The organism is Pseudomonas sp. Eth.TT006, from assembly GCF_054456575.1.
The window spans coordinates 50344-74699 of sequence record NZ_JBTJEN010000022.1 but is presented as its reverse complement, the minus strand read 5'-3'; the positions used below and the strand labels follow the sequence as shown (position 1 = coordinate 74699).

Here is a 24356-nt window from a genome sequence, read left to right as displayed (position 1 = left end):
AGCCATGTCACTGGCGGCGGCCAGGGACTCACAGGCTTCGACGAGTAATGTTTCTTCGTCCACTGCCGGGTCGACGAGGAAGATCCTGCTGGACTTGCGCGAGGGGATTGAGAGTTTCAGCGAGCCGGGGTTGAGGTAGAAGTTGATGGCGCGGTCGGTCGCCTGTTTTATCTTCTGCGGGTCGAGGGCCGGGTCGTACGGGATTGGATCGGCGTCTGGGGGGTTGGGTGTGGCTTTGAACATACATGTTGCTCCGTATCGAGTCATAGGAGCCATCACCCTCGCTACCAAACGATGGGTGGCGGCCATGCGCGGGTTGGTAGACCGGTCGATACGGAACCCGGCGCTCACGAATGAGCCCCACGCATGCCCACCATATAAGCGAGCCGCATAAAGGGCTGCAAAAGGTGACGCCACACGGCCGTACCGAAAACGGGCTACCAAACCCGATCACTGTTTTTCAGTGACAGGCAAACGATATAGCCCGGCCCATAGCCGTGTAAGCCGGCGGATTCTGGCGTAGGCGTAGGTAACGGCGCAAGGCGTTGTAGCCGTTATGGCGTAACGGTTCGTGTACTTTAAACAAACTCGAAGAGGTACGTTTATTACAGACTGGCCGAACATTTCCTCGTTCTGTCGATACCGTCTGGCAGGCACTGTTTTGCGTCCGGGGACAATCAAACGTAGGAGAATGTCTGCCCGCGAAGAGGCCTGCTGCACCGGCGAAGGTCTCACGCAGGCAATGCAGACACTGCCTACAACCCCGCCAGAATGCGCCGACTGGTGCCCAATGGAGCCAGGTTCTATTGTTTGCCGGTCAAAACTTATTCACATAAGCGGGTCAGCATGAATACACATCCTTCGGAGGCTCCGATGGCCACCACCCGAAAAACCGACAAACCCAAGAAGAAGGAAGTTCGTGATGAACTGACATTCCTTGATGTTCGGCAAGCCGCGCGTGATGGGCAGAAAGTGTTCGATACATTTGTGATCACTGGCAGAGCTCCCACAAATCAAGATCAAAAGATCGCAGCCTTCGGCAGCTCCTACAGGTGGGAATGAGCGTATTCAATTGAAGTTTGGTCGGCTGTCAGGACGCCTTCGCGAGCAAGCCCGCTCCCACATTGGGACCGGGTACATCAGTGATGCGATTGGTCGGCTGTCAGGCCGCGATCGCTGGCAAGCCAGCTTCCACAGAAAAGCCAAGGCAGACCGCATCCGCTTTTCACCACTCAACAGGATGAGCGTTAGCTCGGCTGCGGCTTTTGATCTTGATCCACGGGCGACGTCGGAAGGCTGAGTGGAGGGATTTATACGGGGGTGGGAGCGCAGCGACCGTTTGGCGAAGCCAAACACATCGAGAGGAGGTGCAGCGAAGCAAACCGTAGGCGCTGCGCCCGGATCGATCCCGGAGCGAAGGGACCCCGAGCCCCGGCGAGCGGGCCGGACGCAGGAGCAAGCGTTTTTTTGCTTACTTTTTTTAGGCGTTTGTAAAAAAAGTGAGTCGCCGTCAGGGCGAAACCCTAGGTGGCCGTTACCGCAGGAATGGATATGTACAAAAAAACTGCGGCACATTCAAAATCCATCCCCCTCACCCCAGCCCTCTCCCCCTAGGGGGGCGAGGGGGAAGGGAGCAGATCTTCATGCAGTTCAGAATCTCAGTCCGGCTCGGTCAGCTGCTGAGAAACTCGGCTACTTTCTGAGCAGCACTGGCCAGATGCTGCTCATGGGTAAACCCGGAAACCTTCAACGGCTTCAGATCATGATCGCCGGCCGCCAGCCACATCACCTCAATACTCGGTGACAAGCTATAAGCCTCAACCCCCGAAAGATTGCCCAACGCATCCCGCTCCCCCTGCACAATCAACGTCCGCGTCTGCAAAGAAGCCAAATGCTCAACCCGCGGTTTCTCCGGTTTCCCAACCGCATAAAACGGATACCCCAGACAAACCAACGCATCAGCGCCAAGCTCATCGGCAAGCAAACTGGCCATCCGCCCCCCCATCGACTTGCCGCCAATCGCGAGTCGCCCAGCGACATGAAGTCGCACCAAGCCATAAACCTCACGCCAGCACGCCTGCAATTTCGCAGCAGGATTCGGCGGCCGCTTAACCCCATCAACCCGCCGCTGCGCCATATAAGGAAACTCAAACCGCAACACGTTGATACCAAGCCCAGCAAGGCGCCCAGCCACATCCGTCATCCACTCACTGTCCATCGGCGCCCCCGCACCATGGGCAAGAATGAGCGTCGCCGAAGCCTCACCAACAGCGGCATCCCAAAGCCACCCGTGATCCCGCACGCACTGCGCCCATTGATCCCCGTCAATACTGGCCTTGTGCTGTTTGTCCATGCTTGCCTCGCTTTTAGTCTGCCTATAACTCCAGGCGAAGGATTCGCAGCGTGTTTTGCGCGCGCTCACTTCGGCTGAACCGTGGATGGGGAACCATGAACACTTCTATCAGTACCGCCTACAACTACAAGGTGGTCCGCCAATTCGCCATTATGACGGTGGTGTGGGGCATCGTCGGCATGGGGCTCGGGGTTTTTCTCGCCGCCCAATTGGTCTGGCCGGAACTCAACTTCAATTTGCCCTGGACCAGTTTCGGCCGTCTGCGCCCGCTGCACACCAACGCGGTGATCTTCGCGTTCGGTGGCTGTGCGCTGTTCGCCAGTTCGTTCTACTCGGTGCAACGCACCTGCCAGACCCAATTGTTTGCGCCGAAAATCGCCGCGTTCTGCTTCTGGGGCTGGCAACTGGTGATCCTGCTGGCGGCGATCAGCCTGCCGCTGGGTTACACCAGCTCCAAGGAATACGCCGAGCTGGAATGGCCGATCGACATCCTGATCACCATCGTCTGGGTCGCCTACGCCATCGTGTTCTTCGGCACGATCATGCAGCGCAAGACCAAGCACATCTACGTGGGCAACTGGTTCTTCGGCGCGTTCATCATCACCGTGGCGATTCTGCACATCGTCAACAACCTTGAGTTGCCGGTGAGTTTCACCAAGTCCTACTCGGTGTACGCCGGTGCGACCGACGCGATGGTGCAATGGTGGTACGGCCACAACGCCGTGGGCTTTTTCCTCACTGCCGGTTTCCTCGGGATGATGTACTACTTCGTGCCGAAACAGGCCGAACGTCCGGTGTATTCGTATCGCCTGTCGATCGTGCACTTCTGGGCGCTGATCACCCTGTACATCTGGGCCGGCCCGCACCACTTGCACTACACCGCGCTGCCGGACTGGGCGCAGTCGCTGGGCATGGTGATGTCGCTGATTCTGCTGGCACCGAGCTGGGGCGGCATGATCAACGGCATGATGACCTTGTCAGGCGCCTGGCATAAGTTGCGCAGCGACCCGATCCTGCGTTTCCTCGTGGTCTCGCTGGCGTTCTACGGCATGTCGACCTTCGAAGGTCCGATGATGGCGATCAAGACGGTCAACGCCCTCTCCCACTACACCGACTGGACCATCGGCCACGTGCACGCCGGCGCTCTCGGCTGGGTAGCGATGATTTCCATCGGCGCGCTGTACCACATGATCCCGAAAGTCTTCGGCAAAGAGCAGATGCACAGCATTGGCCTGATCAACGCGCACTTCTGGCTCGCGACCATCGGCACCGTGCTCTACATCGCTTCGATGTGGGTCAACGGTATCGCCCAGGGCCTGATGTGGCGCGCGGTGAACGAGGACGGCACGCTGACCTACTCCTTCGTCGAAACCCTGGTGGCCAGCCACCCAGGCTTCGTCGTGCGGCTGATTGGTGGGGCGATTTTCCTCAGCGGCATGTTCCTGATGGCTTACAACACCTGGCGCACCGTGCGGGCCTCGCAGCCTGCTGACGTCGTTGCTGCCGCGCAGATGGCCTGAGGAGTCCGCCATGAAACACGAAACGATTGAAAAGAACGTCGGCCTGTTGATGTTGCTCATGGTGTTCGCCGTGAGCATCGGCGGCCTGACCCAGATCGTCCCGCTGTTCTTCCAGGACGTCACCAACAAACCGGTGGAAGGCATGAAGCCCTACACCGCGCTGCAGCTGGAAGGCCGCGATATCTACATCCGCGAAGGTTGCGTCGGTTGCCACTCGCAGATGATCCGTCCGTTCCGCGCCGAAACCGAGCGCTACGGGCACTACTCGGTGGCCGGTGAAAGCGTCTGGGATCACCCGTTCCTGTGGGGCTCGAAACGTACCGGGCCGGACCTGGCCCGGGTCGGCGCGCGTTACTCGGATGACTGGCACCGTGCGCACTTGTACAACCCGCGCAACGTCGTGCCGGAGTCGAAGATGCCGGCCTACCCGTGGCTGGTCACGCAAGCGGTCGACAGCAGCCACACCGAAACCAAACTCAAGACCATGCGCACCCTCGGCGTGCCGTACACCGACGACGACATCAGTGGCGCAGTCGCCAGCCTCAAGGGCAAGACCGAAATGGACGCCCTCGTCTCCTACCTGCAAGTGCTCGGCACTGCAATCAAGAGCAAGAGGTGAGCCATGGTCATTGAAATGAGCACAGGGCTGATTCGCGGCTTAGGCACCGTCGTCGTGTTCGTAGCGTTTATCGGCCTGACCCTTTGGGTGTTCAACCGCAAGCGCCTGCCGGAATTCGCCGAGGCGCGCCTGCTGCCGTTCGCCGACGAGCCGCAACCCGACACCACCCCCGCATCTGAAACAAGGAGTACCCGGCCATGACCACCTTCTGGAGTACGTGGATCTGCGTACTGACCATCGGCAGCCTGATCGGCCTGACCTGGCTGCTGATCGGCACCCGCCGGGGCGAGACCAAGGGCAGCGTCGACCAGACCATGGGCCACAGCTTCGACGGCATCGAGGAGTACGACAACCCGCTGCCGCAGTGGTGGTTCATGCTGTTCGCCGGCACGCTGGTGTTTTCCGTGGGCTATCTGATTCTGTATCCGGGCCTGGGCAACTGGAAAGGCATCCTGCCCGGCTACGAGGACGGCTGGACCGGCGTCCACGAGTGGGAAAAGGAAATGAACAAGGCTGACGCCAGGTTCGGACCGATCTTCGCCAAATTCGCCGCCATGCCGCTGGAGGAAGTGGCGAAGGATCCGCAAGCGCTGAAAATGGGTGGTCGGCTGTTCGCCTCCAACTGCTCGGTGTGCCACGGTTCCGACGCCAAGGGCGCGTTCGGTTTCCCTAACCTGACCGACAGCGACTGGCGCTGGGGCGGCAGTGCCGAGACCATCAAGACCACCATCATGGGTGGGCGGATGGCGGCGATGCCGGCCTGGGGCGAAGTGCTCGGTGAGGCGGGCGTGAAGAACGTCGCGGCGTATGTGCGTCACGAACTGGCCGGCCTGCCGCTGCCCGCCGATAGCAAAGCGGACCTGCAGGCAGGACAGCAGGCGTTCAGCACCACCTGCGTAGCCTGTCATGGGGCAACCGGCCAGGGCACTGAAGCCATGGGTGCGCCGAATCTGACGCACCCGGCCGGATTTATCTACGGCACCAGCCTGACACAGCTTGAGCAGACCATCCGCCATGGTCGCCAGGGCCACATGCCGGCACAGAACGAACTGCTGGGTAACGATAAAGTGCAGTTGCTTGCCGCCTATGTATACAGCCTTTCAAAAAATAACGAGCAATTGAGCGACAAGCTTCAAGCTGAAAGCTCCAAGTAAAATCAAAAGCTTTGTATACAATACTGCAGGCGACCTGAACCATCTTGTCGCTTGCAGCTTTCAGCTTGCAGCTGCTTCTTTTTGTCGCACCCCATCACACCCCCCTCCTTTCGAATCCCCCGATTCGGGTCTACGCTTGCTCGATGCGGACTGGTTTGCGCCGGTTCCAGGTCAACCCTGAAAGCTGTGTTCTGCGAACCGGCTGACTGATGTGGCCGCAAAGGCCGGTAGATACCGGCTGTCGTGCCATTGACCGTCCGTCATCCGAACGTAGCGCTTGAACACACCTCGTTACACCTGACCTGAACCCCTGGCTTTTTTCGTCCGCTGCGACATTTTGTCCGAGGCTGATTTTGTCCTTACGCGGCGTATGGAAAGGCCGCAGAATCAGCGTTGGAAAGCATTGACCCAGGTCATGGCGCGTTGCATTGACCCCCTGCTCTCTGCATACTTGCGGCCGATTTTAATCCTAATAAAACACCTAAACCGTGGAACCTTAGAATGAGCACAGCAATCAGTCCGACTGCTTATAACTATAAGGTAGTCCGCCAGTTCGCCATCATGACGGTGGTCTGGGGGATCCTTGGCATGGGGCTCGGTGTCTTCATCGCCTCGCAACTGGTCTGGCCGGAGTTGAACTTCGGTCTGCCGTGGACGAGCTTTGGACGCCTGCGCCCGTTGCACACAAACCTGGTGATTTTCGCCTTCGGTGGTTGTGCACTGTTTGCCACTTCCTATTATGTCGTGCAGCGAACCTGCCAGACGCGACTGATCTCCGACAGCCTCGCCGCCTTCACCTTCTGGGGTTGGCAAGCGGTTATCGTCGGCGCAATCATCACCTTGCCGCTGGGTTACACCACCACCAAGGAATACGCCGAACTGGAATGGCCGCTCGCCATCCTGCTGGCCATTGTCTGGATCTCCTACGGTCTGGTGTTCTTCGGCACCATCACCAAGCGCAAGACCAAGCACATCTATGTCGGTAACTGGTTCTACGGCGCGTTCATCGTCGTAACCGCGATGCTGCACATCGTCAACCACGCCTCTCTGCCGGTCAGTTTCTTCAAGTCCTACTCCGCCTACTCGGGCGCGACCGACGCGATGATCCAGTGGTGGTACGGCCACAACGCCGTGGGTTTCTTCCTCACCACCGGCTTCCTGGGGATGATGTACTACTTCGTGCCGAAACAGGCCGAACGCCCGATCTACTCCTATCGCCTGTCGATCGTGCACTTCTGGGCGCTGATCACCCTGTACATCTGGGCCGGCCCGCACCACCTGCACTACACCGCCCTGCCGGACTGGGCGCAGTCGCTGGGCATGGCGATGTCGATCATCCTCCTGGCGCCAAGCTGGGGCGGCATGATCAACGGCATGATGACTCTGTCGGGGGCCTGGCATAAGCTGCGCACCGACCCGATTCTGCGCTTCCTCGTCGTGTCGCTGGCGTTCTACGGCATGTCGACCTTCGAAGGGCCGATGATGGCGATCAAGACCGTCAACTCGCTCTCGCACTACACCGACTGGACCATCGGCCACGTACACGCCGGCGCTCTGGGCTGGGTGGCGATGATCTCGATCGGCGCGATCTACCACATGATCCCGAAACTGTTCGGGCGTGCGCAGATGCACAGCGTCGGCCTGATCAACGCGCACTTCTGGCTCGCGACCATCGGCACCGTGCTCTACATCGCCTCGATGTGGGTCAACGGCATCACTCAGGGCCTGATGTGGCGGGCAATCAACGATGACGGCACCCTCACCTACTCGTTCGTCGAAGCGCTGCAAGCCAGCCACCCGGGCTACATCGTGCGTGCCCTGGGCGGTGCTTTCTTCGCCAGCGGCATGTTCCTGATGGCTTACAACGTCTGGCGCACCGTGCGCGCCTCGAACCCGGCTGAAGCCGATGCCGCCGCCCAGATCGCTGTCGTTGGAGCTCACTGATGAAGCATGAAGCTGTCGAGAAGAACATTGGCCTGCTGGCCTTCTTCATGGTCATTGCCGTCAGCATTGGCGGCCTGACGCAGATCGTTCCGCTGTTTTTCCAGGACGTCACCAACAAGCCGGTCGAAGGCATGAAGCCCCGCTCGGCGCTGGAACTGGAAGGCCGCGACGTCTACATCGCCAACGGTTGTGTCGGCTGCCACTCGCAGATGATCCGCCCGTTCCGCGCCGAAACCGAACGCTACGGCCACTACTCGGTCGCCGGTGAAAGTGTCTGGGATCACCCGTTCCTGTGGGGTTCCAAACGTACCGGCCCGGACCTGGCCCGTGTTGGCGGTCGTTACTCCGATGACTGGCAGCGTGCGCATTTGTACAACCCGCGCAACGTGGTGCCTGAGTCGAAAATGCCGGCTTACCCGTTCCTCGTGGAAAACAAGCTCGACGGCAAAGACACGGCCAGGAAGATGGAAGTGTTGCGCACGCTCGGCGTCCCTTACACCGACGAAGACATCGCCGGTGCCAAGGATGCCGTAAAGGGCAAAACCGAAATGGACGCGCTGGTGGCCTATCTGCAGGGCCTGGGCACCATCATCAAAAGCAAACGGTGATTCTTCATGGATATCGGGATGATTCGTGGCCTGGGCACCGTCGTTGTGATGGTGGCCTTCATCGGTCTGGCGCTGTGGGTGTTCAGCCCCAAGCGCAAGTCGGAGTTCGAAGACGCGACCTTGCTGCCTTTTGCGGATGATCCCGAAGCCATCAAGCACGTCGAGCAAGCTTCTAGGAGTAACAAAGAATGACTACATTCTGGAGTCTGTATGTCACAGTCCTCAGTCTCGGTACGATCTTTTCCCTGACCTGGCTGCTGCTGTCGACCCGCAAGGGCCAGCGCAGCGAGCAGACGGAAGAGACGGTGGGCCACTCCTTCGACGGGATCGAGGAGTACGACAACCCACTGCCGAAATGGTGGTTCATGCTGTTCGTGGGCACCATCGTGTTTGCCCTGGGTTATCTGGTGCTGTACCCGGGCCTTGGCAACTGGAAAGGCCTGCTGCCGGGCTACAACTACCTCGATAACGACAAGCAGACCGCGTTCGCCAACGGCCAGACCGGCTGGACCGGCGTGCACGAGTGGGAAAAGGAAATGGCTCGTTCGGACGCCAGGTTCGGGCCGATCTTCGCCAAGTTCGCCGCCATGCCAATCGAAGAAGTCGCCAAGGATCCACAGGCACTGAAAATGGGTGGCCGGCTGTTCGCCTCCAACTGCTCGGTGTGCCACGGTTCCGACGCCAAAGGCGCCTATGGTTTCCCGAACCTGACCGACGCCGACTGGCGCTGGGGCGGTGAGCCGGAAACCATCAAGACCACTATCATGGGCGGTCGTCACGCGGTGATGCCGGCCTGGGCCGAAGTGATTGGCGAGCAAGGCGTAGCCGATGTGGCGGCCTTCGTGGTCACCCAGCTCGATGGCCGCAAACTGCCGGAAGGCACCAAGGCGGATCCGGCCAACGGGCAGAAACTGTTCGCGGCCAACTGCGTGGCCTGCCACGGTCCGGAAGGCAAAGGCACCCCGGCCATGGGCGCCCCTAACCTGACCCACCCGGCCGCGTTCATCTACGGTTCGAGCTTCGCGCAACTGCAACAGACCATCCGTTACGGCCGTCAGGGCCAGATGCCGGCGCAGGAACAACTGCAGGGTAACGACAAGGTGCACCTGCTGGCGGCCTATGTTTACAGCCTGTCTCACGGTGACAAACCTGCGGAAGCCGAGGCCCAGTAACGCCAACGCCGGACGCAAGACAAAGCCCCCGCCAGTGCGCTGACGGGGGCTTTTTTATGGTCGACTGGCAAAGATCGACTTCACCGGCACCGTGGCCACCGGCGTCCGTTTGCGCCAGTCATTGGCTTCGACCAGACTGATCTCCAGCTGCTTGCGGTCGCTGGAAAAACTCGCCGTCAGATAGGTCTGCCGAGAGGCCGAACCGCTAAGGAACATCGGCACCCCGCCCACATAAGTCTGGTCACCGCCATCGGCATGGAAGTGGCCGGCGAATATGGCCGTCACCTGATACTTTTCAATCATTTCGCGAAAGCGCTTCTGTTGCTCCCAACTGCCGTTCCAGTCAAACGGCTTGTGCATATTGATAATGATCGCGTAGCCCTGAGCCCGCGCCTGCCGCAAATCATTCTCCAACCAGTCCAGCGATTGCCTGATATCGAATGAAGTCGGATTCAGCGCATGGGAAATCTTCACCTGATAAGTCGGCTCATTGTTCAACTGCACCAGATGCACTTCGCCGATGTTCTTTGAGTAAGCGAGACTGCCGAGATAGTGCTTATTCAAAAAACTGCCGGTCACTTGCAGATCGAACTGATCGACTTTATCAACGTGATGATCGCGATAATCGACAATACTGCCCGCCGCGCAACTCTCACTGAAACAGTCATTCACGTTGTTCTGATAATCATGGTTACCCAACCCGTAGAGATACTGATCACCAAAGTGTTTTCTCAGCATCGTCGCTAAAAAGGAGCGCTGCCAGCCGTGACCGAAGGCAGTCATGTCGCCGTTGATCATTAACGGTACCGCCGCCTGCCCGCCCATTTCCTGGCGAAACTGCGCAATGCTTGCGAACTGGCTGTCCACCAGCCACTTTGAGCGCTTGTCGAAGTCTGCGCTCGATTCATCTTCGTCACTGTCCGATTTCTCGGTCCACGGGTATTGCGGGTCCGAGGCAAATACCATGTGCTGCGGAACACCTGCATTGGCCCAGGCCAGAGTGCTCAACGATAACAGGCACAGATATGCGAAAAGCTTATTAACTTCCCTGATCTTCATAACATTCCATCATTTGGTTATTCATCAAAATTGCAACCTGCATCTATTAGGATGCAGGACAACTAACAAACTATTCAAAACAACAAGAACTCAAAAGACCTTAATTAACTAATGATATTTCTGAAACATTGAAACAACGAGAGATTAATACTTTGAGACACATGGTTAATAGACTCGATTCATGCCGAGCTGTAGGGTCTGCCACAGCCCGATGATCCGCATCGGAGCCACTTCAAGGATGAAGCCGTCATGTCGAATCGCGACAAAGACCCGCTCCCGGTGGAGCACGATCTCACTGAAACCGCTGACGCAAACACAGCATCGAAGTTCAAGGCCCTGGCGACGCGCAAGCGGAGGCATCCCGCTGCCGACCGCCCCACCAAACCCCACAAAAATACCGGCAGCCTCGACAGCCTGGGCGGCGGCAGGCTGCCCTGAGTGTTGAAGCCGAACCTGAATAAACCCGGGGCGGCCTGCGCTTTGTGCGAGGTCGGCTCGACTAACGCCAGTCATGGACCGACCAACGGAAGGTCGAGTCCTGTCTTCCTCGATTGCCGCCCCGAGGGCGAAGTAGTAACGTTGCTACATCTGTATTGCGAGAGGTCAACCATGATGGCAATCACCACCATCTCCAGCCGCGAATTCAATCAGGACACCAGCAGCGCCAAAAAGGCTGCACGTCTGGGTCCAGTGATCATCACCGACCGTGGCAAGGCCTCTCATGTACTGCTGAGCATCGAGGAATTTCAGAAACTGAGCGGTGCAGGCGCCAGCATCGTCGATTTGCTGGCCATGCCGGAGGCTGCCGACATCGAATTCGAAACCGAGCGAGCAGTCATCATTCATCGTCCCGTGGATCTGTCCTGATGTATTTACTCGACACCAATGTGATTTCCGAACTTCGCAAGCCGCAAGCCGATTCGAATGTCGTCAGTTGGGCCAATAGCGTCAGCGCACCACGCCTGTACATCTCGGCCATTACCCTGAAAGAACTGGAAACCGGTGTGCTGCGAATGGAGCGGCGCGATCCCGCTCAGGGAAAGTTGCTGCGCAGTTGGCTGATACGGCACGTCATGCCGGCGTTCGAGGCGCGAATCCTGCCGGTCGATGCCGCGGTGGCATTGCGCTGCGCCAGCCTGCATGTGCCCGACCAGGCTAACGAAAGCGATGCATTGATTGCTGCCACAGCCCTGGTGCACGGGCTCACGGTTGTCACGCGTAATGTCAGTGACTTCCAGGCAAGCGGTGTCGCCCTGATCAACCCTTGGGATCGATGACCGAGCGACCACGCGAAAACTGTCCATACTCAACAAGTCAATTGATCTGCATCACGCTTTGCTGCATTCGCTACACCAATAATGCTATTTACCCAACGCGACCAAAGGTCGCACCCTTGAGCCAGAGCGACAGGCGTATCATTGCGCCACTGCAACACTTCTTTCTGACCGCGGTCGGCACGTATCGACCGAGGCATTTTTCCACTGCCGTGGGATGCAATGATGAGCAACCAGATTCCGGTACACGACGTCACACCGCCGAGCAAAAACCCGAACAACAGCGTCGATCTCTACGCCTCTCGAGAAAAAATCTACACCCGTGCTTTCACCGGCGTGTTCCGCAATCTGCGGATGATGGGCGGTGCCGCGCTGTTCCTGTTGTATTTCGGTACGGTCTGGCTCAACTGGGGCGGCCATCAGGCGGTGTGGTGGAACCTGCCCGAACGCAAGTTCTTCATCTTCGGCGCCACCTTCTGGCCGCAGGACTTCATTCTGCTCTCGGGCCTGCTGATCATTGCCGCGTTCGGCCTGTTCTTCATAACCGTGTACGCCGGCCGCGTCTGGTGTGGCTACACCTGCCCGCAGAGCGTGTGGACATGGATTTTCATGTGGTGCGAAAAGGTCACCGAAGGCGACCGCAACCAGCGCATCAAACTCGACAAGGCGCCGATGAGCGCCAACAAGTTCCTGCGCAAGCTGGCCAAACATTCGCTGTGGCTGCTGATCGGTTTCGTCACCGGCATGACCTTTGTCGGCTACTTCTCGCCGATCCGTGAACTGGTGCTCGATTTCTTCACCGGCCAGGCCGATGGCTGGTCGTATTTCTGGGTCGGTTTCTTCACCCTCGCCACCTACGGCAACGCCGGCTGGCTGCGCGAGCAGGTGTGCATTTACATGTGTCCATACGCACGCTTCCAGAGCGTGATGTTCGACAAAGACACGCTGGTCGTTTCCTATGATCCGCGTCGCGGCGAAAGCCGTGGTCCGCGCAAGAAAGGCGTTGATTACAAGGCCATGGGCCTTGGTGACTGCATCGACTGCACCATGTGCGTTCAGGTGTGTCCGACCGGCATCGACATCCGCGACGGCCTGCAGATCGAGTGCATCGGTTGTGCTGCGTGCATCGACGCCTGCGACGCGATCATGGACAAGATGGACTACCCGCGCGGGCTGATCAGCTACACCACCGAGCACAACCTGTCGGGCCAGAAAACCCATAAACTGCGGCCACGCCTGATCGGCTACGCGGTGGTGCTGCTGGCGATGATCAGCCTGTTGGTGGCCGCGTTCTTCATGCGCTCGCTGGTCGGTTTCGACGTCAGCAAGGACCGTGTGTTGTACCGCGAGAATGCTGAAGGCCGGATCGAAAACGTTTACAGCCTGAAGATCATGAACAAGGATCAGCGCGACCACACCTACGTGCTGGAAGCTGCCGGCCTGCCGGACCTGCGCCTGCAGGGCAAACGCGAGATCAAGGTCCCGGCCGGCGAGATTTTCAGCATGCCGGTGGAGTTGTCGAGCGCACCGGAACAATTGCCGTCGAGCACCAACGAGGTGAAATTCATCCTCAAGGATGCCGACGACGACAGCGTCCACGTTGAAGCCAAGAGCCGATTCATCGGCCCACAAACCCGTTGAGAGAACTGCACATGCCCGCCGCAAACGCCGCAAGCCCTTGGTACAAGCACCTTTGGCCATGGATCATCATCGGAATTCTGGCCTGTTCGGTGACGCTGACCCTGTCGATGGTGACGATTGCGGTGAACAACCCGGACAACCTGGTCAACGACAACTATTACGAGGCCGGCAAGGGCATCAACCGCTCGCTGGATCGCGAACTGCTGGCACAGAACCTGAAGATGCGCGCCAATGTGCACCTGGACGACGTCACCGGCGAAGTCGATCTGCGCCTGAGCGGCGACAGCCAGCCGAAAACCCTGGAACTCAACCTGATCTCGCCCACCCAGCCGGAGAAGGATCGCAAGATCGTCCTGACCCGCAGCGAAACCGAAACCGGCCGTTACATCGGCCAGTTGGGCGACAAGGTCGAAGGCCGGCGTTTTGTCGAGCTGCTGGGCAGCCAGGATGACCACGTGTGGCGCATGTTCGAAGAAGAACTGGTCAGCCATGACAAAGACCTGCTGCTCGGTGATGAACCGCTGCAGGGCGCCGAAGACCTGAAAAAATAAGCCGACCCCCTGTAGGAGCTGCCGAAGGCTGCGATCTTTTGACTTTGATTTTTCAAGAACCAGATCAAAAGATCGCAGCCTTCGGCAGCTCCTACAGGGGTTGTAGTGATTTGGCGGTACTAGCGAAAATCTGATGACCACCCCACTCCCCTGCTACCACTGCGCCCTGCCCGTCCCGTCCGGCAGCCGCTACACCGCCGTTGTGCTCGGGGAGTCCCGCGAATTCTGCTGCCCGGGCTGTCAGGCTGTGGCCGAGGCCATCGTCGCCGGCGGGCTGCAAAGCTATTACCAGCATCGCAGCGAAGCCTCGGCCAACCCCGACGCGTTGCCGGTGCAACTGAGCGATGAACTGGCGCTGTACGACCGCGCCGACGTGCAGCAACCTTTCGTCCGTCATCAGGGCGACCTCGCCGAAACTACCCTGCTGATGGAGGGCATCAGTTGTGCCGCCTGCGGCTGGCTGATCGAGAAACACCTGCGCACCCTGCCCGCCATCGCCGAAGCGCGACTGAATCTGTCCAACCATCGCCTGCATGTGCAATGGGCTGACGGGCAATTGCCGCTGAGCCAGATCCTCGCCGAGCTGCGCCACATCGGTTACGCCGCCCACCCGTACCAAGCCGACCGCGCCAGCGAACAACTGGCCAGCGAAAACCGTCTCGCCCTGCGCCAGCTCGGTGTTGCCGGACTGCTGTGGTTCCAGGCAATGATGGCGACCATGGCGACCTGGCCGGAATTCAATATCGACCTTAGCCCGGAACTGCACACGATCCTGCGCTGGGTCGCGCTGTTCCTCACCACACCGATCGTGTTTTACAGCTGCGCGCCGTTCTTCAAAGGCGCGATGCGCGATCTGCGCACCCGTCACCTGACCATGGACGTCTCGGTGTCGCTGGCAATTGGCAGCGCCTATATTGCCGGGATCTGGACTTCGATCACCGGGGTCGGCGAGCTGTATTTCGACGCTGTGGGCATGTTCGCGCTGTTCCTGCTCGCCGGGCGTTATCTGGAACGCCGCGCCCGCGAACGCACGGCCGCCGCGACTGCGCAACTGGTTAACTTGCTGCCGGCCTCGTGCCTGCGCCTCGACGCCGACGGCCACAGTGAACGGATTCTGCTCAGCGAACTGCGCCTCGGCGACCGAGTGCTGGTGCAACCGGGGGCGATCCTGCCGGCCGATGGCAAGATCCTCGATGGCCAGTCGAGCATCGACGAATCGCTGCTGACCGGCGAATACCTGCCGCAGCCGCGCATGAGCGGCGACGCGGTGACCGCCGGCACCTTGAATGTCGAAGGCGCGCTGACCGTCGAAGTGCTGGCGCTGGGTCAGGACACCCGGCTGTCGGCCATCGTCCGCCTGCTCGATCGCGCCCAGGCCGAGAAGCCGCGGCTGGCGGAGATCGCCGACCGTGCCGCGCAATGGTTCCTGCTGTTATCGCTGATCGCGGCGGCGGCCATCGGCCTGTTGTGGTGGCAACTGGATGCGTCGCGAGCGTTCTGGATTGTTCTGGCGATGCTGGTCGCGACCTGCCCTTGCGCGTTGTCGCTGGCCACGCCGACCGCACTCACCGCCGCCACCGGCACCTTGCACAAACTCGGCCTGCTGCTGACCCGTGGCCATGTGCTGGAAGGCTTGAACCAGATCGACACGGTGATCTTCGACAAGACCGGCACTCTCACTGAGGGACGGCTGGTGTTGCGTTCGATCCGTCCACTGGGCAGGTTAAACAGCGATCAATGCCTGAGCCTCGCCGCCGCGCTGGAAAACCGCTCTGAGCATCCGATTGCCCGCGCCTTTGGCCGTGCGCCGCTGGCCGCCGAAGACGTGCACAGTACGCCGGGGCTTGGTCTCGAAGGGCTGGTCGATACGCAACGCTTGCGCATTGGCCAGGCCGAATTCGTTTGCGACCTCAGCGGCGCCCCGGTGCCGGCGATGCCCAATGAAGCGGGCCAATGGCTGCTGCTCGGTGATGATCAAGGTCCGCTGGCGTGGTTCGTTCTCGACGATCGCCTGCGCGACGATGCGCCGGCGCTGCTCGCCGCGTGCAAGGCCCGTGGCTGGCGTACGTTGTTGCTCTCCGGCGACAGTTCGCCGATGGTCGCCAGCGTTGCCGCCGAGCTGGGTATCGACGAAGCCCGGGGCGGCCTGCGCCCGGACGACAAACTGCAAGTGCTGCAACAATTGCATACAGAAGGTCGCAAAGTGCTGATGCTCGGTGACGGCGTGAACGACGTACCGGTGCTGGCCGCCGCGGATATTAGCGTGGCCATGGGCTCGGCCACCGATCTGGCGAAAACCAGTGCCGATGCGGTGCTGCTGTCCAACCGCCTCGACGCGCTGGTGCAGGCGTTCACGCTGGCGCGGCGCACTCGCCGGGTAATCATCGAGAACCTGCTGTGGGCGGCGCTGTACAATGGCTTCATGTTGCCGTTCGCCGCCCTCGGCTGGATCACTCCGGTATGGGCCGCGGTCGGCATGTCGATCAGTTCGTTGACCGTGGTGCTCAACGCCTTGCGCCTGACTCGCCTGCCGAGTGCGCCGGTCGCCGCCACCCGCTCAGAAACCCGCCCGCTGCCGGCCTGAACCGCGCGAGCCCGGAGTGCCGATGCCAGCTCTTTACGTGATGATCCCCGCTGCCCTGCTGATCGTGGCCATTGCCGTGTACATCTTCTTCTGGGCGGTGGACAGCGGTCAGTACGACGACCTTGACGGCCCGGCCCACAGCATCCTGTTCGATGATCAGGATCCGAAGCACACCGCCGCCGTCGACGAAGCCAAGGCAGAGCAGCCGCAGGACAAGGCGCCACCCCATGCTTGAACTGTCGCCGCTGCTGGTGTCGGCGCTGATCCTCGGCCTGCTTGGCGGGGGTCATTGTCTGGGCATGTGCGGCGGTCTGATGGGCGCGCTGACCCTGGCGATTCCCAAGGAGCAGCGCAGCCGGCGCTTTCGCTTGCTGCTGGCGTACAACCTCGGCCGCATCCTCAGCTACGCCACCGCCGGCCTGCTGATCGGCCTGGCCGGCTGGGCGGTGGCGAACAGCCCGGCGGCGATGTTCATGCGCATCCTCGCCGGGCTGCTGCTGATCGCCATGGGCCTGTACCTGGCCGGCTGGTGGAGCGGCCTGACCCGCATCGAAAGCCTTGGCCGTGGTGTGTGGCGCTACATCCAGCCGGTGGCCAACCGCTTGCTGCCGGTGTCGACCCTGCCGCGCGCGCTGTTGCTCGGCGCGCTGTGGGGCTGGCTGCCGTGCGGGCTGGTTTACAGCACGCTGCTGTGGTCGGCGAGCCAAGGCAATGCGCTGGACAGTGCGTTGTTGATGCTGGCGTTCGGGCTGGGTACATGGCCGGTGCTGCTGGCCACCGGGCTTGCGGCGGAACGCGTCACTGCCATTTTGCGCAAACGCAGCGTGCGCATGGCTGGCGGTTTGCTGGTGATTCTATTCGGGATCTGGACACTTCCTGGTCCTCACCAACATTGGCTGATGGGCCACTGAAACTGTGGCGAGGGGGCTTGCCCCCGTCCGGCTGCGCAGCAGTCGTAAATCCGGACAACCTGTTCTGATTGGCTGAATGCCGAGGGCCGCTTCGCAGCCCAACGGGGGCAAGCCCCCTCGCCACAAAAAACCAGGTACAGCCTTCAACCACCGTTGATGCAAATCAAGAGGCCCAGCGCCGCACCCCGATAGACTCGCCCACACTGCCAGCCTATCCGGGGAATGCCCGCATGCTCGACGCCATTCGTTGGGACTCAGATCTGATCCGCCGCTACGACCTGGCGGGGCCGCGCTACACCTCGTATCCGACCGCCGTGCAATTCAACAGTCAGGTCGGCACTTTCGACCTGTTCCATGCCCTGCGCGACAGCCGCAAGGCGTTGCGCCCGTTGTCGCTGTACGTGCATGTGCCGTTCTGCGCGAACATTTGTTACTACTGCGCCTGCAACAAGGTCATCACCAAGGATCGCGGCCGTGCGCAGCCATATCTGCAACGGCTGGAGCAGGAAATCCAGCTGATTGCCTGCCATCTGGAACCCTCGCAGACCGTCGAGCAACTGCACTTCGGCGGCGGCACCCCGACCTTCCTCAGCCACGACGAGCTGCGGCAGTTGATGGCGCACCTGCGCAAACACTTCAACCTGCTGAATGACGATTCCGGCGATTACGGCATCGAGATCGACCCGCGCGAAGCCGACTGGTCGACCATGGGCCTGTTGCGCGAACTCGGCTTCAATCGGGTCAGCATCGGCCTGCAAGACCTCGACCCGGCGGTGCAGCGTGCGGTCAATCGCCTGCAGAGCCTGGAAGAAACCCGCGCGGTGATCGACGCCGCGCGCACCCTGCAATTTCGCTCGATCAACATCGATCTGATCTACGGTCTGCCCAAGCAGACGCCGGAGAACTTCGCGCGCACCGTTGAAGAAGTGATCAGCCTGCAACCGGACCGGCTCTCGGTGTTCAACTATGCGCACCTGCCGGAGCGCTTCATGCCGCAACGGCGGATCAACAGCCACGAACTGCCAAGCCCGGCGCAAAAGCTGGAGATGTTCCAGCACACCATCGAGCAACTGACCGCCGCCGGTTACCGCTACATCGGCATGGATCATTTCGCCCTGCCGGACGATGAACTGGCGATCGCCCAGGAAGAACAGACCCTGCAACGCAATTTCCAGGGCTACACCACCCACGGCCATTGCGACCTGATTGGTCTGGGCGTTTCGGCGATCAGCCAGATCGGCGACCTTTACTGTCAGAACAGCAGCGACCTCAACCAGTACCAGAACAGCCTCGCCGCCGCACAACTGGCGACCAGCCGCGGCCTGGTGTGCAACGCCGACGACCGTCTGCGCCGCGCGGTGATCCAGCAGTTGATCTGCAATTTCAGCCTGGAATTTGCCGAGATCGAGCACGCGTTCAACATCGATTTCCAGGGCTATTTCGGCACGCTGTGGCCACAACTGCAGGGCATGGCCAACGACGGTCTGATCAGCCTGAGCCGCGAGCGCATCGAGGTGCTGCCGGCCGGACGCCTGCTGGTGCGCTCGGTGTGCATGGTGTTCGACGCGTACCTGGAACAGCAGAACCGTCAGCGCTTTTCGCGGGTGATTTAGTTTTTGCTCGGCAGTGAGCCGAGCTTGAGGTTTTGCCTGACCACCCGCCCTGCGGCTTAATGTCCGTAGGACAAAGTCGCCGTGCACTGGCCTGAATGTCCTCCCGTGGGTTACCCTTACGGCTTATGTGTGTTTTCCCACAAGGATTGAAGAAATGTCCGAGCCAGTTAAACTGCGCGCTCACAACCAGGCCCATTGCAAGGATTGCAGCCTGGCACCGCTGTGCCTTCCACTGTCGCTGAATCTGGAAGACATGGATGCGCTGGACGAAATCGTTAAACGTGGCCGCCCGTTGAAAAAAGGTGAGTTCCTTTTTCGCCAGGGCGACACCTTCGATTCCGTTTATGCAGTACGCTCCGGCGCTCTGAAAACCTTCAGCCTGAGCGACACCGGCGAAGAGCAACTTACCGGTTTCCACCTGCCGAGCGAACTGGTCGGTCTGTCTGGCATGGACACCGAAAAACATCCGGTATCGGCCCAGGCCCTGGAGACCACTTCAGTCTGCGAAATTCCTTTCGAACGCCTCGACGAACTGGCCCTGCAACTGCCGCAGCTGCGCCGCCAGTTGATGCGCGTGATGAGCCGGGAAATCCGCGACGACCAGCAAATGATGCTGTTGCTGTCGAAGAAAACTGCCGACGAACGCATCGCCACATTCCTCGTCAACCTGTCGGCACGCTTCCGCGCCCGCGGGTTCTCGGCCAACCAATTCCGCCTGAGCATGTCGCGCAACGAAATCGGCAACTACCTGGGGCTGGCGGTGGAAACCGTGTCGCGGGTGTTCACGCGCTTCCAGCAGAACGAACTGATCGCTGCCGAGGGCAAAGAGATCCACATCCTCGACCCGATCCAGCTGTGCGCCCTGGCCGGCGGCTCGCTCGAAGGCTGATCTCGATCCGCGGTTGAGCGAAGCGTTTCAGCCGCGGGTATACTGCGCCGTTTGCAGCCCTGCCAGGACACCTCGACGATGGTCTTCGACTCCTTCGACATCAAATCCCTGATCCGCCCCGTGATCGACTTCCCGAAACCCGGCGTGATTTTTCGCGACATCACCCCACTGTTCCAGTCGCCAACGGCACTGCGCCTGGTAATGGACAGCTTCGCTCACCGCTATGTGGAAGCCGACTTCACTCACATCGGCGCGATGGATGCGCGTGGTTTCCTGATCGGCTCGGTACTGGCCTATCAGTTGAACAAGCCGCTGGTGCTGTTTCGCAAGCAAGGCAAACTGCCGGCGGACGTGCTGGCCGAAGGATACGCAACCGAGTACGGCGAAGCCTTCCTCGAAGTGCACGCCGACAGCCTGTGCGAAGGTGATTCGGTGGTGATGTTCGATGACCTGATCGCTACCGGCGGCACGCTGATCGCCGCCGCCAACCTGATCCGCCGCATGGGTGCGCGGGTGCATGAAGCGGCGGCGATCATTGATCTGCCGGAGCTGGGCGGCTCGCAGCGTCTTGAGGACATGGGGATTCCCAGCTTCTGCCTGACGCAGTTTGCCCTGACTGACAAGTAAGCGGCGCCTGCCATTACGCCTTCGCGAGCAAGCCCGCTCCCACATTCGACCGCATTCCCCTGAGGGAACACGATCGAATGTGGGAGCGGGCTTGCTCGCGAATGGGCCGGCAGCCTCACTGCAAAATCTAAAGCCCCATCTGCTTGCTGATGATCTCGTTCATCACCTCCCGCGTCCCGCCGCCAATCGACAGAATGCGGTTATCCCGATACAGCCGCTCCACCAGGCTCTCGCGCATGTAACCCAGCCCACCGAGAATCTGCACCGCTTCGCTGGTGATCCGGTCCGAAGTGTCCGTGGCAAAGTTCTTGGCCATGGAAATCTCCTTGATCACACTCTGCCCCGCCGCCATCTTCGCCGCCTGCCGGTAGGTGAACTCGCGCGATACTTCCAGCGCCGTGGCCATTTCCGCCAGGCGATGCTTGATCACTTGAAACTTGCCGATCGGTTTACCGAATGCCTCCCGCTCGCGCGCCCACTTCAATGCCTCTTCCAGCGCCAGCTGTGAAGTCATGTTGGCCATCAGCGCCAGTGCCAGCCGTTCGCTCTGGAAATTGCCCATGATGCAGGCGAAGCCCATGTTCTCGGCGCCGATCAGATTGCCCACAGGCACCCGACAGTCGTCGAAGAACAACTCAGCGGTGTCCGAGGCCCACCAGCCCATTTTCTTCAGCTGGCGACCTACAGTGAAGCCTGGGGTACCCTTCTCGATCAGCAGCAGACTGATGCCGCCGAACCCCGGCGCACCAGTGCGCACCGCAACGGTGTAGCAATCGGCACGCACGCCACTGGTGATAAAGGTTTTGCTGCCGCTGACCCGATAGACATCGCCGTCACGCACGGCGCGGGTTTGCAGATTGGCGACGTCGGAACCGCCGCCGGGTTCGGTGACCGCCAGCGCGCTGATCTTTTCACCACTGAGCACTGCCGGCACCACGCGCTCGCGCACCTCGGGCCGCGCCCATTTGACGATCGGTGGCAGGCCGATATCCAGCGAACCCAGCCCCGCCACCAGCCCGCCGGAGCCGCAGCGCATCAGCTCTTCACTGGCGGCGACCTTGGCGAACAGATCGACTTCATGACTGCCGCCCAGCGCTTCGGGATAGCCGATGCCGAGAATCCCCGCCGCCCCGGCTTTCAGGTACAACTCACGGGGAAAGCTTTCGGCCTCTTCCCACGCATCGACGTCCGGCAGGATCTCACGCTCGACGAAACGTCTGACGCTGTCGCGGACCATTTGGTGGCTGGGGTCGAAGTATTCCTGGAAGGCAGGCATCGGCGAACTCCATCGAAGGGTTGGCCGACGTTAACCGAGCGCTTGCTTGGTTTTCAACTCAATTGTGTGAATCAGATAGACCGAGGCGCGCCCTTCGCGAGCAAGCCCGCTCCCACAGGGGATTTGTGAACGACACAAAACCAATGTGGGAGCGGGCTTGCTCGCGAAGGCGTCAGGTCAAACGCCGCAAATTCAGAGAACAATCGGCTTACGCCCGGCAAACGAATGCGCCAGTGTCCCGCCGTCCACCAGCTCCAGCTCACCGCCCAGCGGCACACCGTGGGCAATCCGCGAGGCAATCAGTCCTTTGTTCTGCAGCAACTGCGCAATGTAATGCGCAGTGGCTTCACCCTCGACCGTCGGGTTGGTGGCGAGGATGACTTCGGTGAACGTGCCCGCCTCCTCAATCCGCGCCATCAACTGTGGAATGCCGATCGCCTCAGGGCCCAGACCATCGAGCGGCGACAAGTGCCCTTTGAGCACGAAGTAGCGGCCACGGAAACCGGTCTGCTCCACTGCATACACGTCCATCGGCCCCTCCACCACGCACAGCAGCGTGTCGTCGCGGCGGGTATCGGCGCACTGCGGGCACAGATCGTCTTCGGTCAGCGTGCGGCACTGACGGCAATGCCCGACCCTTTCCATGGCCTGGCTCAAGGCCTGGGCCAGGCGCGTGCCGCCGCTGCGGTCACGTTCGAGCAACTGCAACGCCATGCGCTGGGCGGTTTTCTGACCCACGCCCGGCAAGGTTCGCAGGGCGTCGATCAGTTGGCGAATCAAAGGGCTGAAGCTCATGGGTAAAAAGTCCGACGAAACAACGAGACGCGGTTTATACCCGCGCCTCCGGCCAGCGTCAAATGCTCAGTCCTCGGCGACCTTCACCACCAGTTTGCCGAAGTTGCGCCCCTCCAGCAGACCGATAAACGCCTCGGGCGCCTGCTCCAGGCCCTGCACCACGTCCTCGCGGAATTTCACCTTGCCGTCGCGCACCCACGGCACCATGTGGCTGATGAATTCCGGCTGACGATCGCCATAGTCATCGAACACGATGAAGCCCTGAATCCGCACACGCTTGGTCAGCAGCGTGCGTTGCAGCAGCGGCAGACGATCCGGGCCTTGCGGCGCTTCAGACGCGTTGTAGCCGGCGATCAAACCGCACAGCGGAATCCGTGCCTTGGGGTTGAGCAGCGGCAGCACGGCCTCGAACACGTGCCCACCGACGTTCTCGTAATAGATGTCGATGCCGTCCGGGCAGGCCTTGGCCAGTTGCTCGGCGAAGTCCGGCGCCTTGTGATCGATGCAGGCATCAAAGCCCAACTCCTCGACCACGTATTTGCACTTCTCGGCGCCACCGGCCACGCCCACCGCGCGCAAGCCTTTGATCTTCGCCACTTGGCCGACCACCGAGCCGACTGCGCCGGACGCTGCGGCAACCACCAGAGTTTCGCCCTCTTTCGGCTGGCCGATGTCCATCAGCCCCATATAAGCGGTCATCCCCGGCATGCCCAGTACCCCGAGGGCCATCGACGGACTCGGCAGACCGGACGGGATCGGCATGATGTTGCGCCCGTCGCTGATGCTGTGGCTCTGCCAGCCTGTCGCGCCGACCACCAGATCACCCTTGTGGAATTTCGGATGACGCGAGTCTTCGACACGGCTGACAGCCCCACCGGTCATCACTTCGCCGATTTGTACCGGTGCGGCGTAGGACGGAGCGTCGCTCATGCGTCCGCGCATATACGGGTCCAGCGACAGGTAGAGGGTCTTGAGCAACACTTGCCCTTCTTCGAGGTCCGGCAAGGCTTCGCGCTCCAGACGGAAATTTTCCGGGGTCGGCGCGCCGACCGGGCGTGAAGCGAGAACGAAGCGTTGATTGAGGGTCAGAGGGTCGGACATGTCAGCGTCTCCTGTGAATGATGAATTCAGCGGGTATAGGGAGCAGACCGTTCAGGCTGTGGGGTGTTCGATGTTTCTTCAGGCGGACCAAGTCGACTTCTTCGCGAGCAAGCCCGCTCCCACATTCGACCGCATTTCTCCAGATGGAATGCAATCACCTGTGGGAGCGGGCTTGCTCGCGAAGGCGTCCGCATGACCAACACAACTCTCCACCCGCCAGAAACAAAAATGCCAGGCGCGATGCCTGGCATTTTGTGTAGCTCATCTGTCGCGCACTGGCGAATCAGAATGGCAGTTTCATACCCGCTGGCAGGTTCATGCCGGCGGTCATGCTGCCCATTTTTTCCTGGCTGTTGGCTTCGATCTTGCGCACGGCGTCGTTGACGGCGGCGGCGACCACGGCTTCGAGCATTTCCTTGTCGTCTTCGCTCAGGCCTTCAACCAGGCTTGGGTCGATGCTGACGCTTTTCACGTCGTGACGACCGGTCATCACCACGGTGACCATATCGCCGCCGGCCTTGCCGGTGACTTCGGCGTTGGCCAGTTCTTCCTGCATCTTGGCCATTTTTTCCTGCATCTGCTGCGCCTGCTTCATCAGGCCGGCCATGCCACCTTTCATCATGGGAATCACCTCAAACGTACTTGGATCAAAACAGCGCCCGGCG

27 protein-coding genes are annotated in these 24356 nt (G+C 60.5%); 20 read left to right on the top strand and 7 right to left on the bottom strand.

The window, feature by feature from the left end; translation table 11 throughout:
- Nucleotides 1-243 (bottom strand): DUF6124 family protein (locus tag ACXR0M_RS25335; protein ID WP_458834361.1); only part of this gene is annotated, 243 nt, incomplete at its 3' end.
- Between the two features lie 630 nt (nt 244-873).
- Here ACXR0M_RS25335 and ACXR0M_RS25330 point away from each other — a divergent pair.
- Nucleotides 874-1062 (top strand): hypothetical protein, encoded by a 189-nt coding sequence (locus tag ACXR0M_RS25330; protein ID WP_458834360.1) that lies wholly within the window; start codon nt 874-876, stop codon nt 1060-1062.
- A 610-nt stretch (nt 1063-1672) separates the two neighbouring features.
- Here the strand turns inward: ACXR0M_RS25330 and ACXR0M_RS25325 are convergent.
- Nucleotides 1673-2353 (bottom strand): alpha/beta family hydrolase, encoded by a 681-nt coding sequence (locus ACXR0M_RS25325; RefSeq protein WP_458834359.1) that lies wholly within the window; start codon nt 2351-2353, stop codon nt 1673-1675.
- A 95-nt stretch (nt 2354-2448) separates the two neighbouring features.
- Here ACXR0M_RS25325 and ccoN (ACXR0M_RS25320) point away from each other — a divergent pair, with 95 nt between their 5' ends.
- From ccoN (ACXR0M_RS25320) to ccoP (ACXR0M_RS25285), 8 genes are all read left to right on the top strand, one after another.
- Nucleotides 2449-3873, top strand: a complete 1425-nt coding sequence (gene ccoN / locus ACXR0M_RS25320) for a cytochrome-c oxidase, cbb3-type subunit I (RefSeq protein ID WP_007969190.1) — start codon at nt 2449-2451, stop codon at nt 3871-3873.
- A gap of 10 nt (nt 3874-3883) precedes the next feature.
- A complete protein-coding gene (gene ccoO, locus ACXR0M_RS25315; RefSeq protein ID WP_003223389.1) occupies nt 3884-4492 on the top strand; it encodes a cytochrome-c oxidase, cbb3-type subunit II in 609 nt (202 codons plus the stop codon).
- 3 nt (nt 4493-4495) lie between these two features.
- A complete protein-coding gene (locus ACXR0M_RS25310; protein WP_458834358.1) occupies nt 4496-4693 on the top strand; it encodes a cbb3-type cytochrome oxidase subunit 3 in 198 nt (65 codons plus the stop codon).
- Nucleotides 4690-5646: a cytochrome-c oxidase, cbb3-type subunit III gene (gene ccoP, locus ACXR0M_RS25305; protein ID WP_458834357.1), complete on the top strand. Its 957-nt coding sequence runs from the start codon at nt 4690-4692 to the stop codon at nt 5644-5646. The genes ACXR0M_RS25310 and ccoP (ACXR0M_RS25305) overlap by 4 nt, the downstream gene beginning before the upstream one ends.
- A gap of 501 nt (nt 5647-6147) precedes the next feature.
- Complete coding sequence (gene ccoN / locus ACXR0M_RS25300; protein ID WP_458834356.1) at nt 6148-7590, top strand: cytochrome-c oxidase, cbb3-type subunit I; 1443 nt, start codon at nt 6148-6150, stop codon at nt 7588-7590.
- Nucleotides 7590-8198 carry a cytochrome-c oxidase, cbb3-type subunit II gene (gene ccoO, locus ACXR0M_RS25295; RefSeq protein WP_258679204.1) on the top strand — a complete coding sequence of 203 codons (609 nt, stop codon included), beginning with the start codon at nt 7590-7592 and terminating at the stop codon, nt 8196-8198. Before ccoN (ACXR0M_RS25300) ends, ccoO (ACXR0M_RS25295) begins: the two co-directional genes overlap by 1 nt.
- A gap of 6 nt (nt 8199-8204) precedes the next feature.
- A complete protein-coding gene (locus tag ACXR0M_RS25290; protein WP_003175465.1) occupies nt 8205-8390 on the top strand; it encodes a CcoQ/FixQ family Cbb3-type cytochrome c oxidase assembly chaperone in 186 nt (61 codons plus the stop codon).
- On the top strand, nt 8387-9370 hold the full coding sequence (ccoP, locus tag ACXR0M_RS25285; protein ID WP_458834355.1) for a cytochrome-c oxidase, cbb3-type subunit III: 984 nt from the start codon (nt 8387-8389) through the stop codon (nt 9368-9370). The genes ACXR0M_RS25290 and ccoP (ACXR0M_RS25285) overlap by 4 nt, the downstream gene beginning before the upstream one ends.
- 54 nt (nt 9371-9424) lie before the next feature.
- On the opposite strand, the gene ACXR0M_RS25280 is transcribed toward ccoP (ACXR0M_RS25285), so the two are convergent.
- Nucleotides 9425-10429, bottom strand: coding sequence for a metallophosphoesterase family protein (locus tag ACXR0M_RS25280; RefSeq protein ID WP_458834354.1), 1005 nt, complete (start codon nt 10427-10429; stop codon nt 9425-9427).
- A 249-nt stretch (nt 10430-10678) separates the two neighbouring features.
- Here ACXR0M_RS25280 and ACXR0M_RS25275 point away from each other — a divergent pair, with 249 nt between their 5' ends.
- From ACXR0M_RS25275 to ACXR0M_RS25225, 11 genes are all read left to right on the top strand, one after another.
- Nucleotides 10679-10867, top strand: coding sequence for a hypothetical protein (locus ACXR0M_RS25275; RefSeq protein WP_458834353.1), 189 nt, complete (start codon nt 10679-10681; stop codon nt 10865-10867).
- A 174-nt stretch (nt 10868-11041) separates the two neighbouring features.
- Nucleotides 11042-11296: a type II toxin-antitoxin system Phd/YefM family antitoxin gene (locus ACXR0M_RS25270; RefSeq protein WP_458834362.1), complete on the top strand. Its 255-nt coding sequence runs from the start codon at nt 11042-11044 to the stop codon at nt 11294-11296.
- Nucleotides 11296-11706, top strand: coding sequence for a PIN domain-containing protein (locus ACXR0M_RS25265; RefSeq protein ID WP_458834352.1), 411 nt, complete (start codon nt 11296-11298; stop codon nt 11704-11706). The genes ACXR0M_RS25270 and ACXR0M_RS25265 overlap by 1 nt, the downstream gene beginning before the upstream one ends.
- A gap of 222 nt (nt 11707-11928) precedes the next feature.
- Nucleotides 11929-13344 (top strand): cytochrome c oxidase accessory protein CcoG, encoded by a 1416-nt coding sequence (gene ccoG / locus ACXR0M_RS25260; protein WP_458834351.1) that lies wholly within the window; start codon nt 11929-11931, stop codon nt 13342-13344.
- 11 nt (nt 13345-13355) lie between these two features.
- Nucleotides 13356-13895 carry a FixH family protein gene (locus ACXR0M_RS25255; protein ID WP_458834350.1) on the top strand — a complete coding sequence of 180 codons (540 nt, stop codon included), beginning with the start codon at nt 13356-13358 and terminating at the stop codon, nt 13893-13895.
- Nucleotides 13896-14028: 133 nt separating this feature from the next.
- Nucleotides 14029-16479 carry a heavy metal translocating P-type ATPase gene (locus ACXR0M_RS25250; RefSeq protein ID WP_458834349.1) on the top strand — a complete coding sequence of 817 codons (2451 nt, stop codon included), beginning with the start codon at nt 14029-14031 and terminating at the stop codon, nt 16477-16479.
- Between the two features lie 22 nt (nt 16480-16501).
- A complete protein-coding gene (ccoS, locus tag ACXR0M_RS25245; protein WP_458834348.1) occupies nt 16502-16714 on the top strand; it encodes a cbb3-type cytochrome oxidase assembly protein CcoS in 213 nt (70 codons plus the stop codon).
- Nucleotides 16707-17390 (top strand): sulfite exporter TauE/SafE family protein, encoded by a 684-nt coding sequence (locus ACXR0M_RS25240; RefSeq protein ID WP_458834347.1) that lies wholly within the window; start codon nt 16707-16709, stop codon nt 17388-17390. The genes ccoS and ACXR0M_RS25240 overlap by 8 nt, the downstream gene beginning before the upstream one ends.
- A gap of 230 nt (nt 17391-17620) precedes the next feature.
- Nucleotides 17621-19003, top strand: a complete 1383-nt coding sequence (hemN, locus tag ACXR0M_RS25235) for an oxygen-independent coproporphyrinogen III oxidase (protein ID WP_458834346.1) — start codon at nt 17621-17623, stop codon at nt 19001-19003.
- A 154-nt stretch (nt 19004-19157) separates the two neighbouring features.
- Nucleotides 19158-19892 carry a fumarate/nitrate reduction transcriptional regulator Fnr gene (gene fnr / locus ACXR0M_RS25230; protein WP_025110355.1) on the top strand — a complete coding sequence of 245 codons (735 nt, stop codon included), beginning with the start codon at nt 19158-19160 and terminating at the stop codon, nt 19890-19892.
- A gap of 78 nt (nt 19893-19970) precedes the next feature.
- Nucleotides 19971-20519 (top strand): adenine phosphoribosyltransferase, encoded by a 549-nt coding sequence (locus ACXR0M_RS25225; RefSeq protein WP_034152844.1) that lies wholly within the window; start codon nt 19971-19973, stop codon nt 20517-20519.
- Between the two features lie 127 nt (nt 20520-20646).
- Here the strand turns inward: ACXR0M_RS25225 and ACXR0M_RS25220 are convergent, their stop codons facing one another.
- The 4 genes from ACXR0M_RS25220 to ACXR0M_RS25205 all read right to left on the bottom strand — a co-directional run bounded on the left by ACXR0M_RS25220 (nt 20647) and on the right by ACXR0M_RS25205 (nt 24313).
- Nucleotides 20647-21795, bottom strand: a complete 1149-nt coding sequence (locus tag ACXR0M_RS25220) for an acyl-CoA dehydrogenase family protein (RefSeq protein ID WP_458834345.1) — start codon at nt 21793-21795, stop codon at nt 20647-20649.
- Nucleotides 21796-21987: 192 nt separating this feature from the next.
- Nucleotides 21988-22590: a recombination mediator RecR gene (recR, locus tag ACXR0M_RS25215; RefSeq protein ID WP_458834344.1), complete on the bottom strand. Its 603-nt coding sequence runs from the start codon at nt 22588-22590 to the stop codon at nt 21988-21990.
- 66 nt (nt 22591-22656) lie between these two features.
- The gene (locus ACXR0M_RS25210) at nt 22657-23691 is read right to left on the bottom strand and encodes an NADP-dependent oxidoreductase (protein WP_458834343.1); all 1035 of its coding nucleotides are present in this window, start codon (nt 23689-23691) and stop codon (nt 22657-22659) included.
- 283 nt (nt 23692-23974) lie between these two features.
- Nucleotides 23975-24313, bottom strand: coding sequence for a YbaB/EbfC family nucleoid-associated protein (locus ACXR0M_RS25205; protein ID WP_003223337.1), 339 nt, complete (start codon nt 24311-24313; stop codon nt 23975-23977).
- Nucleotides 24314-24356: the final 43 nt, after the last annotated feature.